Annotated in this window: 15 protein-coding genes, 3 tRNA genes and 1 pseudogene; 11 read left to right on the top strand and 8 right to left on the bottom strand. The window is 73.7% G+C overall.

All coding sequences use genetic code 11. The annotated features are described in order from the left end of the window. Positions 1 to 27: 27 nt before the first annotated feature. Positions 28 to 336: a YtxH domain-containing protein gene (locus HYE82_RS04000; RefSeq protein WP_179172507.1), complete on the bottom strand. Its 309-nt coding sequence runs from the start codon at positions 334 to 336 to the stop codon at positions 28 to 30. A gap of 145 nt (positions 337 to 481) precedes the next feature. Between HYE82_RS04000 and HYE82_RS03995 the strand changes: the two genes are divergently transcribed. From HYE82_RS03995 to HYE82_RS03985, 3 genes are all read left to right on the top strand, one after another. Then, positions 482 to 554, top strand: a tRNA-Asn gene (locus tag HYE82_RS03995). Between the two features lie 5 nt (positions 555 to 559). Further along, positions 560 to 632 (top strand) — tRNA-Asn (locus tag HYE82_RS03990). A gap of 202 nt (positions 633 to 834) precedes the next feature. After that, a tRNA-Ile gene (locus HYE82_RS03985) sits at positions 835 to 908 on the top strand. Between the two features lie 178 nt (positions 909 to 1,086). Here HYE82_RS03985 and HYE82_RS03980 read toward each other — a convergent pair. Next, positions 1,087 to 2,286: a glutamate--cysteine ligase gene (locus HYE82_RS03980; RefSeq protein WP_179172506.1), complete on the bottom strand. Its 1,200-nt coding sequence runs from the start codon at positions 2,284 to 2,286 to the stop codon at positions 1,087 to 1,089. Between the two features lie 74 nt (positions 2,287 to 2,360). On the opposite strand from HYE82_RS03980, the gene HYE82_RS03975 reads away from it, so the two are divergent. Beyond that, positions 2,361 to 3,794 (top strand): MFS transporter, encoded by a 1,434-nt coding sequence (locus tag HYE82_RS03975; protein WP_179172515.1) that lies wholly within the window; start codon positions 2,361 to 2,363, stop codon positions 3,792 to 3,794. 45 nt (positions 3,795 to 3,839) lie between these two features. On the opposite strand, the gene HYE82_RS03970 is transcribed toward HYE82_RS03975, so the two are convergent. Both HYE82_RS03970 and HYE82_RS03965 read right to left on the bottom strand, forming a co-directional pair. Next, entirely contained in the window at positions 3,840 to 5,180 is a 1,341-nt protein-coding gene (locus HYE82_RS03970; RefSeq protein WP_179172505.1) for a carboxyl transferase domain-containing protein, read from the bottom strand. 17 nt (positions 5,181 to 5,197) lie between these two features. Further along, positions 5,198 to 5,875: a LysE family transporter gene (locus HYE82_RS03965; RefSeq protein WP_179172504.1), complete on the bottom strand. Its 678-nt coding sequence runs from the start codon at positions 5,873 to 5,875 to the stop codon at positions 5,198 to 5,200. Between the two features lie 70 nt (positions 5,876 to 5,945). Here HYE82_RS03965 and HYE82_RS03960 point away from each other — a divergent pair, with 70 nt between their 5' ends. Then, positions 5,946 to 6,398, top strand: coding sequence for an Lrp/AsnC family transcriptional regulator (locus HYE82_RS03960; protein WP_179172503.1), 453 nt, complete (start codon positions 5,946 to 5,948; stop codon positions 6,396 to 6,398). Between the two features lie 117 nt (positions 6,399 to 6,515). Here the strand turns inward: HYE82_RS03960 and HYE82_RS03955 are convergent, their stop codons facing one another. Further along, positions 6,516 to 6,656, bottom strand: coding sequence for a hypothetical protein (locus HYE82_RS03955; RefSeq protein WP_179172502.1), 141 nt, complete (start codon positions 6,654 to 6,656; stop codon positions 6,516 to 6,518). Positions 6,657 to 6,702: 46 nt separating this feature from the next. Beyond that, entirely contained in the window at positions 6,703 to 7,740 is a 1,038-nt protein-coding gene (locus HYE82_RS03950; protein WP_179172501.1) for a rod shape-determining protein, read from the bottom strand. A gap of 222 nt (positions 7,741 to 7,962) precedes the next feature. Between HYE82_RS03950 and HYE82_RS03945 the strand changes: the two genes are divergently transcribed. Beyond that, the gene (locus HYE82_RS03945; RefSeq protein ID WP_256986902.1) at positions 7,963 to 8,502 is read left to right on the top strand and encodes a triacylglycerol lipase; all 540 of its coding nucleotides are present in this window, start codon (positions 7,963 to 7,965) and stop codon (positions 8,500 to 8,502) included. Beyond that, entirely contained in the window at positions 8,490 to 8,693 is a 204-nt protein-coding gene (locus HYE82_RS37625) for a hypothetical protein (protein WP_256986901.1), read from the top strand. Before HYE82_RS03945 ends, HYE82_RS37625 begins: the two co-directional genes overlap by 13 nt. A gap of 24 nt (positions 8,694 to 8,717) precedes the next feature. Here the strand turns inward: HYE82_RS37625 and HYE82_RS03940 are convergent, their stop codons facing one another. Beyond that, on the bottom strand, positions 8,718 to 9,350 hold the full coding sequence (locus HYE82_RS03940; protein WP_179172500.1) for a hypothetical protein: 633 nt from the start codon (positions 9,348 to 9,350) through the stop codon (positions 8,718 to 8,720). Positions 9,351 to 9,429: 79 nt separating this feature from the next. Between HYE82_RS03940 and HYE82_RS03935 the strand changes: the two genes are divergently transcribed. Beyond that, positions 9,430 to 10,191, top strand: a complete 762-nt coding sequence (locus HYE82_RS03935) for a hypothetical protein (protein WP_179172499.1) — start codon at positions 9,430 to 9,432, stop codon at positions 10,189 to 10,191. A gap of 29 nt (positions 10,192 to 10,220) precedes the next feature. Here HYE82_RS03935 and HYE82_RS03930 read toward each other — a convergent pair whose 3' ends face one another. After that, a complete protein-coding gene (locus HYE82_RS03930) occupies positions 10,221 to 10,643 on the bottom strand; it encodes a MarR family winged helix-turn-helix transcriptional regulator (RefSeq protein WP_179172498.1) in 423 nt (140 codons plus the stop codon). A gap of 90 nt (positions 10,644 to 10,733) precedes the next feature. Between HYE82_RS03930 and HYE82_RS03925 the strand changes: the two genes are divergently transcribed. From HYE82_RS03925 to HYE82_RS03915, 3 genes and pseudogenes are all read left to right on the top strand, one after another. Then, complete coding sequence (locus HYE82_RS03925) at positions 10,734 to 11,762, top strand: NADP-dependent oxidoreductase (RefSeq protein ID WP_179172497.1); 1,029 nt, start codon at positions 10,734 to 10,736, stop codon at positions 11,760 to 11,762. Between the two features lie 66 nt (positions 11,763 to 11,828). Next, positions 11,829 to 12,251: an organic hydroperoxide resistance protein gene (locus HYE82_RS03920; RefSeq protein WP_179172496.1), complete on the top strand. Its 423-nt coding sequence runs from the start codon at positions 11,829 to 11,831 to the stop codon at positions 12,249 to 12,251. A gap of 72 nt (positions 12,252 to 12,323) precedes the next feature. Further along, positions 12,324 to 13,037 (top strand): annotated as a pseudogene (locus HYE82_RS03915) (EI24 domain-containing protein); the annotation flags it as partial. Between the last annotated feature and the right edge of the window lie 6 nt (positions 13,038 to 13,043).

Genomic DNA, 13,043 nt, shown 5'->3' with positions numbered 1-13,043 from the left:
CCCGCCGTCCCACCCGCCCCGGCCGCCTCAGGTGTTGCTGGTGCCCCAGTCGTCGTCGTGGCCGACGGCTCCGTTGGCCCGGCCGCGCAGCACCCGTACGCGGTCGGTCACCGAGGCGGGCAGGACGTCCCCGACCCGGTCGCCCACCACGGTGAACGCCCTGCCGGCGAAATGGCGCCCCTGCTGGCCCGCGGTCTCGGCCGCGTTGCGCACGGCCGGGTTCTGCGCGACCCCGCGTACGCACTTCTTCATCTGTTCGTAGCGCTCCCGTCCGGCCCGTGACCCGAGGACGTACCCGAGAGCCACTCCGCTCACGAACGTGACCTTGTAGCGCATGCCTGCCACCCTTCGTCGTGTGGTGCCCGGCCCGCTGTCGATACCGATTGGCGGAGCACCCCCCTGCTTGCGCTAATCTATGACTCGCAACGAGCGCTCGCCCCCCGGCAAGGCCGGAGGTGGGCCGTTCGGTGCAACGCAGCAATCCCCTGTAGCTCAATTGGCAGAGCAGCCGGCTGTTAACCGGCAGGTTACTGGTTCGAGTCCAGTCGGGGGAGCGCGATCCCCTGTAGCTCAATTGGCAGAGCATTCGGCTGTTAACCGGAGGGTTGCTGGTTCGAGTCCAGCCGGGGGAGCAGAGGGAAGAGGGCCCCGAGGGGTCCTCTTCTTTTTTTGCCCGCGTGCGGAAACTTTTGCCCCGCCGGCGGAACCGGGCAGCCTTCAAACCGGTCTCCACCGACAGCGAAGCCGATGACACGGCCCAGCCGAGGCAGGAGATCGTATGAGCGGCTATGCTGCGGCAGACGGCGCGCACACTTGTACGCGCCACGCCGTGAAGGGGCGGTAGCTCAGCCGGTTAGAGCAGCGGACTCATAATCCGTCGGCCGTGGGTTCGAGTCCCACCCGCCCCACCGCAAGCCGCAGGTGCAGAAACGATTGCACCTGCGGCTTTGGTGTTTTCCGGGGTGCGTGGGCTCGGGGTGCCGGAAGCCACGGGTGTGGCGGTCGTCACGCCGGTGTCCGGGGTTCCGGCCCGGGGTGTCGGGTCGGCCGGGGGCGGAGGGGTGGCCCGCCTGCGGCCCGGAGGGGTCAGACGTCCTCCGTTTCGTCCGCGAGGTGGCGCAGTACGTCCCGCAGGTCCTGGCGGCGGGCGTACGCCGCGCGCTGGCGGTGGGCGCCCGAGCCGTCGCGGAGCAGGCGCCCCAGGGTTTCCGCCGCGTGGTCCAGTTCGCCGCAGGCGGCCAGCTCCGGGGCCACCAGGTCGAGCAGGGCCTCCGCCAGGTCCGCCGCCGGGAGCTCGGCCCCCGTGTACGGGTCCAGGCCGAAGCCCTCCAGTCCGTCGTGAGCCGCCCGCCAGCGCGCCAGGTACAGGACCTCGTCCCGTACGACCGGCTCGGGGCGCCCCTGCGCGATGTCCCCGAGGACGCTGGCCACCAGGGCGCGGACCAGTTCCGCCTGGAGGATGGCGGTGTCGATGTCCGAGGACATGTCGGGCGCCCGGATCTCGAGCGTCGGCCAGTGTCCGGACGGGCGGAGGTCCCAGTAGACCATCTTGGTGTCCAGGGCCGCCCCGGAGCCGAGCAGGTCCTGCACCGAGCGCCGGAAGTGGGCCGTGGACGTGAAGTGCGGGGGCAGGCCCGCCGAGGGCCAGCCCGACCAGGCCATCGCGCGCCAGCTGGCGTGCGCCGTGTCGCGGCCGCCCCAGAACGGCGAGTTGGCGGCCAGCGCGATCAGGGTGGGCAGCCACGGTCTGACCCGGTTGGACACGGCGACGGCCGTGTCCACGTCGAAGGTGCCGATGTGGATGTGGCGGCCGCAGCTGACCAGGGTGTCGGTGAGCGCGCCGAAGCGGCGGTGCTGCTCGCGCTGGCGCGGCTCGTCGTCCGTCAGGTGCAGCGGCCCCTCGACGGCCATGACCGGTGAGGGCGCGGCCAGCAGCCGGCAGCCGTGGGCGCGGGCCGCCCGGGAGAGGGTGCGGCGCAGCGCCGCCAGCTCCTCGCGCAGCTTCGGGGCCGAGTCGGCGACCGGGGTGGAGATTTCCACCTGGTAGCGGGTGCCTTCTGCATGGACCTCGTGGGGGAGGCCCGCGGCGGTTTCGAGGACCCGGGGGGCGGCCGGGACCACCCGGAAGGTGCGGGCGTCGACGAGCAGGAATTCCTCCTCGACCCCGACCGTCAGGGGCGCGTGGACGTCGTTGTCCGCGCTGGCGGTGTCGCCCGTGCTTTTGGTGCCCGTGCTGCCGGTGCCCGTGGTGTCGGTGCTCGTGGTGCTGTTGCCAGGTTCGATCACTACGCCTCCCTGGACATACGAGTCGTTTCATCATGAGCCGACACCAGGCGGCGAGCGCGCGTCGATTCAGTCAAATGTCCTGGGGGGATGGCGAGTTACCGGCAAGAATCCGCGCGGCCTGCAACCGCGGATCCGGGTGGGGCGACTGTGGCGGATGCGTGAGGGGCGGCGCTCCGGCTCCGGGTCCGCGGGCGCGCCGCCGGTTATCATCCGCTGTGACCGGTACGAGCGCATCCACGCCCACGCCCGCCCCCGGGTCCGCACCCGCGCGGCGCTCCTCACGGATATTCGCCGACCTCACCCCGCTGCGCACCTCGCCCGACTACCGGCGGCTGTGGGTCGGCAGCACCATCTCCTGGATGGGCCAGGCGATGACCGCCCTCGCGATCTCGCTCCAGGTCTACGACATCACCGGCTCCAGCTTCTCGGTCGGCCTCGTCGGGCTCTTCTCGTTCGTCCCGCTCGTCGTCTTCGGGCTGTACGGCGGTGCCATCGCCGACACCGTGGACCGGCGCAAGCTCGGCCTGTACAGCTCCCTGGGCATGGCCGCCCTGTCGGTGCTGCCGGCAGGTGCCGCGCTGGCCGGCTACCACCGGGTCTGGCTGCTGTACGCGATCGTCGCGCTGCAGGCGGTCTGCGGTGCCCTCAACGGGCCCGCCCGGTCCGCCATGATCCCCCGGCTGCTGCCGGCCGGGCAGCTGCCCGCCGCCAACGCGCTGAACTCGGTGACGATGACCTCCGGGGCCATGCTCGGGCCGGTCCTCGGCGGGCTCGTCGTCGGCCGCTGGGGCTACGAGGCCGCGTACCTGATCGACGCCGTCGCCTTCACCGCCGCGCTCTACGCGATGTGGCGGCTGCCGGCGATGCTGCCCGACCGGGAGGGCGGCAAGCGCGGGAGAGCGTCCGTCCTCGACGGGCTGCGGTTCCTGGGGACCCGGCCCAACATCCGGATGACCTTCTTCTCCGACCTGGCCGCGATGGTCCTGGCCCAGCCCAAGGCGTTGTTCCCGGCCGTGGCCGTGCTCTGGTACGGCGGCGACGCCACCACCGTCGGCCTGCTCGCGGCCGCGCCCGCCGTCGGGGCGCTGCTCGGCGGGCTGTTCTCCGGCTGGCAGGGCCGGATCCGGCGGCACGGGCTGGCGATCCTGCTGTCCGTGGCCGCGTGGGGGATGGCCGTGGCCGTGTTCGGGCTCACCCGGAACCTGTGGCTCGGCCTGTTCTTCCTGGCCCTGGCCGGCTGCGCGGACACGGTGTCCATGGTGTTCCGCTCCACGATGATGCAGGCCGCCACCCCCGACGAGATGCGCGGCCGCCTCCAGGGCGTCTTCATCGTGGTCGTCGCGGGCGGTCCGCGGCTCGGTGACTTCCTCGCCGGGACCGTCGGCGACCTCGCCTCCCCGACGGCGGCGATCACGGGCGGCGGCCTCGCCTGTGTCCTGGTCCTTGCGCTGCTCGCCGCCCGCTGGCGCGGCTTCGCCCGCTACGACGCCCGCTCGCCGCAGCCGTAGCCGTAGCCGTGGACGTGGACGTGGCCTTGGACTTGGCCGCGGCGGTCAGGCGGGGCCGACCACGCCGCGGGCGACGCCCAGGGCCACGAGGTCCTGGGGGCGGATGCGGAGCTGGTCCGCGGTGGCCGGGGCCTCGGACGGGGGCCGTTTGAGGATGGCCGCGGCCAGCTCGGGGGCGATGACGGAGAAGTAGCTGTCCGGGGTGGCCCAGGTGTTGCCCGGAGCCGCCAGTGCAAGGGCCCCGCCGGAGCCGCCCTCGCCGATGAGGAGGGTCGTGACCGGGACCGTGGCCGCCGCGACCGCCGCGAAGGTGTCGGCGATGGCCGCGCCGGCCCCCGCCCGCTCGGCCGCGGCGTCGTTGGCCGCGCCGGGGGTGTCCACCAGGGTCAGCACGGGGATGCCGAGCCGGTCCGCGAGGCGGATCACGCGGGCGGCCGTGCGGTATCCCGCCGGGCGGGTCGCCGTGCCGCACTGGGCGGCGTACGCGACGGCCCGGCCCTCGCGCAGCCCGAAGCCGCACAGCATGCCGGGGTCGGTGCCCCCGGCCCGGTCTCCGGACAGGGGCAGGCGCAGCGTGAAGTACGCGTCCAGGTAGGCCTCGGCGTGCGGCCGGGCGGGGTGCCGGGCCTGGCGTACGGCGTCCCAGCCGTCGGCCGGGGGCGCCACGTCGGCCAGGGCGGCGGGGGGTTCGACCGGCCCGGCCGGGCGGGGCGCGGCCAGCACCCGGAGCCAATCGGCCAGCAGGCCGGGCAGCCGGGCCGGTTCCACCACCGCGTCCACGTGCCCGGCGGCGTACTGGCTCTCCGCGGTGTAGGCCGCCGGGTCGGCGTCTGCGGGCCGCACCCTGGACCCGGCGAAGCCGACCTGGGCGCCCGGGAGGGCGAGGACGACGTCCGCTCCGGCGCCGAGGGTGGCCCAGCCGCCGCCGGTGGTGGGATCGCGCAGGACGGCGATCTGGGGGAGCCCGGCGGCCCGGGTCAGGACGGACTGGCGGGCCACCCGCTGGAGTTGGGCCAGCGCGAGCATGCCCTCCTGCATCCGGGAGCCGCCGGTGGCGATCAGGGACACCAGCGGAAGGCGGTGCTCGCGGGCGTGGCCGTACGCCGCTTCGAGCCGGTCGCCGGTGCGTTCGCCGAGGGAGCCGCCGAGGAAGCCGAACTCGAAGGCGACCAGCACCACTTGCCGGCCTCCGACGAGGGCGGTCCCGACGACCGCGGATTCCTCCTCGCCGGTGCGTTCGGCGGCACGGGCCCGGGAGGCGTCGTAGCCGGTCCAGCCCAGTGGGCCGTCGTCGGCCGACTCCCGTGGGACCACGGGCAGTTCGGCGAAGCTTCCGGGGTCGGTCACGGAGGCGATGGCCGCGCGGGCCGAGAGGCGGGTCGTCACGGGGTCACCCTAGGGGGTTACGGCAGCGGGAGGGCGACCTTCACGGCGTAGGCGGCGACGAGGCCGTAGCCGAGGCGGAAGGTCCAGACGCGGACCCGGGCGGGCACCTTGCGTCCGGCGAGGGCCCCGACGGCGACGAGGGTCTGCTGCCACAGGAGGGAGGCGGCGGCGACCCCGGTGAGGAAGGCGGCGGCGGAGGCGGCGGTGTGCAGGGTGGCGGCCTGGGCGGTGGTGAGGGCGGCGAAGTAGAGGGCGGTGGTGGGGTTCACGGCGGTGAGGCCGACGTAGCGGGCGAAGGCCCTGGCGCGGCCACCGCGATGGCCGGTGCTGCGATCGGCCGCGGCCCCGGGATCGCGGGCCGTGGAGTCGGGGGCCGTGGGGTCGGAGGCTGCGGGACCCGGCTCCCGGGCGGCACCCCGCAGGCCGTGCGCGGCGATGGCCAGCAGGATCGCTGCCGCGGCCAGCCGGATCCAGGCCTCGACCGGGGCCACGTGGGAGGCCACCCAGGGCCCGAGCGCGGTGGCCAGGGCCGCGTAGCCGAGGTCCACGGCGGCGATGCCCGCCGCCGCGGCCACGGCCGTCCGGCGGTCGCGCATCGCCTCCTGCAGCAGCAGCACGCTCATCGCGCCCATCGGCATCGCCACGCCGAGCCCGGCGACCGTGCCCGCCAGGGCGGGAGTCAGTAGTTCGGTCATGCCCGGCAGAGTGCGGTGCGCGGCGGCGGCCGCGGCAGCGATTATCGGCCGCCGCTGCGAGAATCGCGGCATGGACCGCTTGGACAGGGAAATCCTCGGCATCCTGCAGCAGGATGCGCGGATCTCGTACCGGGACCTCGGCGTCCGCGTCGGACTCAGCGCCAACGCTGCTGCCGACCGCGTCCGGCGGATGCTGCGCGACGGGGTGATCCGCGGGTTCACGGTCATCGTGGATCCGGCTGCCGACACCCGGGGCGGGCTCGTCGTCTTCATCGACCTCACGCTCCGCCCGGACACCACCAACGAGGAGTTCGAGCAGCGCGTCGCCGGACTGCCGGGGATCACCGAGGTGGTGCACGTGACGGGCGAGTACGACTACCTCGTACGGGCCCGGGCCGCTGATCCGGCCGCGCTGGACGCCCTGCTGCGCCGCCTCAAGCGGGAGACAGGGGTGGCGCAGTCCAGCACCCGGCTCGCGCTGCGGGCGGCGCAGCGGCCGCCGTCCGGCCCGAACACTGCCTGAACCCGCCGCTTCACGTCCCCGCCCCTCCTGAGGGCGCCGAGGATGCCGCCCGGCCGTCGGGCAGCCGGGGTGTCGCGGCCCGTTCGGCCCCGGTCACCACGGCCGTGTACGGCTCGCTCAGCCGGACGCGCCCGGGGTCGACGACTCCGGGCGTTCCACAGCGGGCTGTGCACAGCTCGGCGGCGGGTCCGCGACGTGCTGGAGGGCGGCCTCCTGGTCCGGTTCCGAGCCGACGCCGAGGACTGCTTCCGGCAGCACGGGGAGACCGGCTCCCCGTCGGGGGCGGCGGGCTCCCTGGCCGGGGTCATCCGGTCAGCGGGTTGAGGACCATCGGGGCGACCTTCCCTTCGAGCATCGCGCCGAGGCCGAGCACGGCGCACACGTCCGGCCTCTCCGCGATGGCTACGGGCATGCCCGTGGCGTCGCGCAGCATCTGGTCCAGGCCCGGCAGCAGGGCGCTGCCTCCCACCATCATGATCCCGCGGTCCGTCAGGTCGGCGACGAGGTCCGGCGGGCAGTCGCGCAGCACCTTGCCGATACCGTCGAGGACGGCGGTCAGCGGGGTGTGGATGGCGTCGCGGACGGCCGCGGTGTCGACGTGGACGGAGCGGGCCAGGCCGGTGGCCACGTCGCGGCCGTGGATCAGGGTGGAGGCGGGGCCCTCGTCGGTGATGCCGTTGCCGTGCAGGGCCAGCTGCAGGGGGCGGACGGCCTGGCTGGGCAGCATCAGCTCGTGCGCGTGGCGCAGGTGCTGGACGACGGCGTGGTCGATGGCCTCGCCGCCGACGGGGATCCGCTGGGCGGTGACGATCGAGCCGAGGGAGAGGACGGCGACCTGGGTGGCGGCGGCCCCGCACACCATGATCATCGTCGCGGTCGGCTGCTCCACGGGCAGGCCGCAGCCGACGGCCGCCGCGATCAGGGTGTCGACGAGTTCGACGCGGCGGGCACCGAGGCCGACCATCGTCTCCACGGCGGCCCGCTGGGCGAGCGGGTCGGCGTCGTGCGGGGTGCAGGCGGCGGCGCGCAGCCGGGGCTTGCGGCGCAGGGCGCGGCGCAGCTTCTCGCCGAGCAGGTGGCGCAGCATCCGCTGGGCCATGTCGATGTCGACGACGGTGCCGCCGGAGACGGGGCGGACGACCCGGATGTAGTCGGGTGTGCGGCCGGTCATCCGCTCGGCGAAGCTCCCGACGGCGATGAGCGCGCCGGTGCGGGTGTTCACGGCGGCCGCGCTGGGTTCGTCGACGACGAGGCCGGCGCCCTTGACGTAGACGCGGGTCCTGGCTGCCCCGAGGTCGACGGCGACGTGGCAGCGGCGCAACTGCTCAAGACTGACGGTCACGGCAGGTCCTCCCGAGAGCGCTGGTGCTGGAAGACCGGCGTTGTTGCCGGTTGCATTTCATATCTTCTCGGGCGAATGGGGCGTGGCGCCCGTTGAGATGCTCCAGCCGGGGCGCGCACACGGGGCGGGAGGTGCTGCACGGGGGTGGATTTCTGTACCGACAGGCAGCACAGTGCCCGCACCGCCCGCGCTACTCGCGCGTAACAAGGTAAAGGGGGCCCGATGCTGACGCCCCGCCGGAATCCGACGGCGCTCCTGACGCTCCGTGCGGCGCTCTGCGCCGTGGTCTGCGCCGCGTTCGGCACGGTGCTCCTCGCGCCGCTCCCGGCCGCCCACGCCGCCGCTGCGTCGGCGGTTCCCCCTCACCGCCCGGTGGTCCTCGTCCACGGCCACAACGCCGACCCCGGCGTCCGGGGTTCCCTGCGCACGGACCTGCGCGCCGCCGGATACACGGACGCGGAGCTCTTCTCCTGGGGCTACGACACCCACAGGTCCGTCAACGAGGTCCTGGCCGGACAGCTCGGCGCGTACGTCGACCGGGTCCGCCGGCAGACCGGCGCCGAGCGGGTGGACGTCGTCTCGCACTCGTTCGGATCGCTCGTCAGCCGCTGGTACGCCACACACGGCGGCGGCACCGCGACCGTCGACCGCTGGGTCTCGCTCGCCGGCCCCCACCACGGCACCGCCACCGCCTGGGCCTGCTCCCTGTGGGACCGGGCGTGCCGGGACATGAGCCGGACTCGTACGCGGTGCGGAACCTGAACTCCGGGGACGAGACCCCGGGCGCGGTGCGGTACGCGACCTTCCGCTCGGACTGCGACGAGGTCGTCGACCCGGACAGCAGCGTCTCCCCGGCCGCGGCGGCGAACACGGCGGTCGGCTGCCTCGGCCACAACGACCTGCCGGGCGACGACGCCGCCTCGGCCGGGGTGCGCGCCTTCCTCGCCGGGTAACGCCCGGCGCGCCACGGGTTCCGGTCAACGGGCTTCGAACTCGGCGCCGTCCACGCAGACCCGCTGGAGCAGGCCGTACGTGAACTCCGCCACGCAGGGCCGCCCCTGCGCGGTGAAGGCGAGCCGCCACCGGGTCGGCGCAGTGCCCTCCATCGGTCGCACCGGCGCGAAGGCCCGCGCCACCTCGTCCACCGTCGCCGACCAGGGCCTCAGGTCCTCCGGCACGCGCAGGACGGGACCGGGGGCGCCCGGTGCGCGCACCAGCCACTCGTTCCACACGGCCCCGTCCGGCGCGGCCAGCACCTCGAAGCGCAGGTCGGGCCAGAGCGGCAGGGGCCACAGCAGGGCCTCGCACTCCAGGTCGCCGATGGTCCGCCGGGCCGTGGACTCCGGCGGGCCGAGCGCCGACCGGTAGCGCGCCAGGGCCCCGCGGGAGCGGGGCGAGCGGACCATCGCCTGCCAGCGCCGGTTCGCCTCCCGCTGCTCGGTGAGGGAGGCGCCGAGGCGCCGCCGGGCCTCCTCGGCGAGCTCCGGCCGGAAGTCGGCCATCCGCCGCAGCAGCACCAGCTGGAACGCGTTCCGGCCGAAAGCCGCAGGTCCCGGCGGTGGCGTGGACGGCGGGTCCGGAGGCGTCGGAGGCGGGGGCAGCGGCGTCATGCGGACCACGATTCCACACAGGACCTTTACGAACCCGCGATGCGAATGTGGCCTGAAACCACGTAGCGTCACATCCGCCATGGACTACTGCCACGCCTGCCGGAGGCACCTCAACGGCGCATTGGCGTGCGCCGGGTGCGGAACCCCGGCCGAGTACCTGCCCCCCGCCGTGCCGGGCGTCCCCCTCGCGCCCGCCGCCCCGTACGGATCCGCCGACGTGCAGTACGGGCCCTCCGCGCCCCCGGGGGCGCCGCGGGCGGAGGCCTCGGACCCCTTCGCGGATTCCCTCGTCGTGCTGTCCGGAGGCACCGCCGAGCGGCGGCCCGGCGCCCGCGCCCGGGCCGCGAACCGCCGGCGCCGACGGACCTTCGTCACGGTCGGGCTCGGCCTCGCGGTCGCAGTCGGCGGGTCGGTGGGCCTGGCGCAGCTGATGGCGGACGGTGACCACGCCGACCGGGCGGCGAACGTCATGCTGACCGACGACGACGGTCCGCAGGAGCCGGCCCCGCTGCCCAGCCGTACCGGCGGGCCCAGCGCTCCGGCCCCGCTGAGGCCGGCCACGGCCACGGCCGCGGCGAAGGCCGGTGCGAACGCCGCGCAGCCGTCCCGGTCCGGGGACCCCGCCGGGGGCGGCACGCAGCCGGGGCCGGAGGCGTCGGCCTCCGCCTCGGAGAGGTCCGGATCGCTGCAGGGTGCCGGGAACGGGCCGTCCGTAAAGCCCGGGCAGTCGGGGCGGCCCTCGCCGAGCGCCTCCGGCACGGGGTCGCCGCAGCCCGTTCCGCCGCTGCCGAGCCCGTCGCCGACGAAGCCGCCGAAGACCTGCTGGTGGATCTTCTGCTGAACCGGCGGTTCGGGTGCCGAGCCGCCGGCTCAGCCCAGCATCCGCTTGAGCAGGTCGCGCAGGACCGCCCGCTCGGCCGTGGACAGCCCGGCCAGCGGCTCGCGCGCGAAGTCCAGGGACTCGCGCAGCCGGTCGGCCGTCTGCAGGCCCTCCTCGGTGGGCGCGGCCAGCTTCACGCGCCGGTCGGCCGGGTCCGGCCGGCGCTCGACCAGGCCGCGCGACTCCAGTCGGTCCACGATGCCGGTGATGTTGGACGGCTCGCACTTCAGCTTCTGCGCGATGCGGCGCATCGGCATCGGTTCGAGTGACAGCAGGTTCAGCACGCGCGCCTGCGCGCCGGTCAGCCGGTGGCTGGCGGCGGCGTGCTCGTACTCCTCGTGGTAGCGGGCCACGACGGTGCCGATGAGCTCGACGACCTCGACGGTCAGGGGATCCACACGACGACTGGGCATGGATCCAGCGTACCCATTTGCTTGACAACCTGAAATATCCAGGCGCATGGTTGTTTCACGTCCTGAAGTATTCGCGATCTGGAGTGCACCATGTCCAAGACCCCTGCGATCCCCTCCGTCAGCCGTGAGTGGCACCTCGTCCGCCGTCCCCAGGGCTGGCCGGTGGCCGAGGACTTCGCCTTGCGCGAGGTGCCGGTCGCCGCGCCGGCCCCCGGCCGGATCCTGGTGCGCAACCTCCACATGTCCGTGGACCCGTACATGCGCGGCCGGATGAACGACGTGAAGTCCTACATCCCGCCCTTCGGGCTGGACCGGCCGATGGAGGGCGGCGCGGTCGGCGAGGTCGTCGCCTCGGCCGCCGAGGGCTTCGAGGCCGGCGACCACGTCCTGCACGGCCTGGGCTGGCGCGAGTACGCGGACGTGGACGCGGCGCACGCCACCAAGGTCGACGCCACGCTCGCCCCGCTCTCCGCCTACCTCGGCGTGCTCGGCATGCCGGGCATGACCGCCTACGCCGGCCTCTTCGCGGTGGCCTCCTTCAAGGAGGGCGACTCCGTCTTCGTCTCCGGCGCGGCGGGCGCGGTCGGCAGCCTGGTCGGCCAGTTCGCGAGGATCAAGGGCGCGTCCCGGGTCGTCGGCTCGGCCGGCTCGGACGAGAAGGTGACGCTCCTCACGGAGAAGTACGGTTTCGACGCCGCCTTCAACTACAAGAACGGCCCCGTTGCCGAGCAGTTGAAGGACGCTGCCCCCGAGGGCATCGACGTCTACTTCGACAACGTCGGCGGTGACCACCTGGAGGCCGCGATCTCCTCCCTGAAGGTGCACGGCCGGGCCACCCTGTGCGGGGCGATAGCCCAGTACAACGACACCGAGCCCGCCCCCGGCCCGCGCAACCTGGTCCAGGCCATCGGCAAGCGGCTGCGCCTGCAGGGCATCCTGGTCAACGATCACGCCGAACTCCAGCCCCAGTTCGTCAAGGACGTCTCCGGCTGGCTGCGCTCGGGCGAGCTCGTCGCCGACGAGACGGTGGTCGAGGGCGTGGAGAACGCGACCGAGGCCTTCCTCGGAATGCTGCGCGGCGAGAACACCGGAAAGATGATCGTTTCGTTCACCGGTTAGGCTCGGCTCCGAACCGCCGCGATCGTGGGCGCGAGTCGCGGCGACCACCAGAAGGATCCTGTCCACATGTCCATCCAGCAGTCCGATGTCCTCTACACCGCCGTGGCCACCGCGGAGAACGGCCGTGACGGCCGCGTCTCCACCGGCGACGGCCGGCTCGACGTCGTGGTGAACCCCCCGAAGGAGATGGGCGGCAGCGGCGCCGGCACCAACCCGGAGCAGCTCTTCGCGGCCGGCTACAGCGCGTGCTTCCAGGGCGCCCTGGGCGTCGTCGCCCGCAACGAGAACGCCGACATCTCCGGTTCCACCGTCACCGCCGAGGTCGGCATCGGCAAGAACGACGAGGGCTTCGGCCTGATCGTGAAGATCTCGGCCGTGATCCCGAACGTGGACCGGGCCAAGGCCAAGGAGCTCATCGAGAAGGCCCACCAGGTCTGCCCGTACTCCAAGGCCACCGCCGGCAACATCACGGTCGAGCTCGCCGTCTGATCCGGTAGCCGCTCGCGTTCGAAGGCCGCCCACCCGAACCACCGGAGGGCGGCCTTCACCTAAGCTGGACCCATGCGTGATCTTGCGGGGGGATTCGGCTACCTGCTGGCCGGACAGAGATGGGTGTTCCGTCACGGACGGTGGCTGGGCTTCGGCCTGCTGCCGGGGCTGGCTTCGCTGGTGCTCTACGCCGTCGCGTTCATCGCCCTCGGCTACGGAGCCGACGACCTGACGGCCTGGGCCACGCCCTTCGCCGACGACTGGACCTCGCCCTGGCAGGGCCTGTTCCGGGGCTTCCTGACCACACTGGTCTTCGGCCTCGGCCTGTTCCTCGCGGTGATCACCTTCACCGCCGTGACCCTGCTCATCGGCCAGCCCTTCTACGAGTCGCTGTCGGAGCAGGTCGACCGCAGCGAGGGCGGCGACGTCCCGGAGTCCGGGCTGCCGCTCGTCCGGGAGCTGTGGATCTCCGCCCGGGACAGCCTGAAGGTGCTCCTGCGCGTCGCGCTGTACGGCATCCTGCTGTTCGCACTCGGGTTCATCCCGGTGGTCGGCCAGACCGTGATCCCTGTCGTCGGGTTCTGCGTGTCCGGCTTCTTCCTCACCGAGGAGCTCACCGCCGTAGCGCTCCAGCGCCGCCGGGTGGAGCTCAAGGATCGGCTCGTCCTGCTGCGCGGGCGGCGGATGCTGACGCTCGGCTTCGGCGTGCCGCTGGTGCTGGCCTTCCTGCTGCCGCTGGTGGCGGTGTTCCTCATGCCGGGCGCGGTGGCCGGGGCGACGCTCATGGTCCGG

Origin of the sequence: Streptomyces sp. BR123, assembly GCF_013401435.1 — a bacterium.
Classification (GTDB): Bacteria; Actinomycetota; Actinomycetes; order Streptomycetales; family Streptomycetaceae; genus Streptomyces.
The sequence above is the reverse complement of the archived record's forward strand: the minus strand, read 5'-3'. Positions and strand labels throughout refer to the sequence as shown.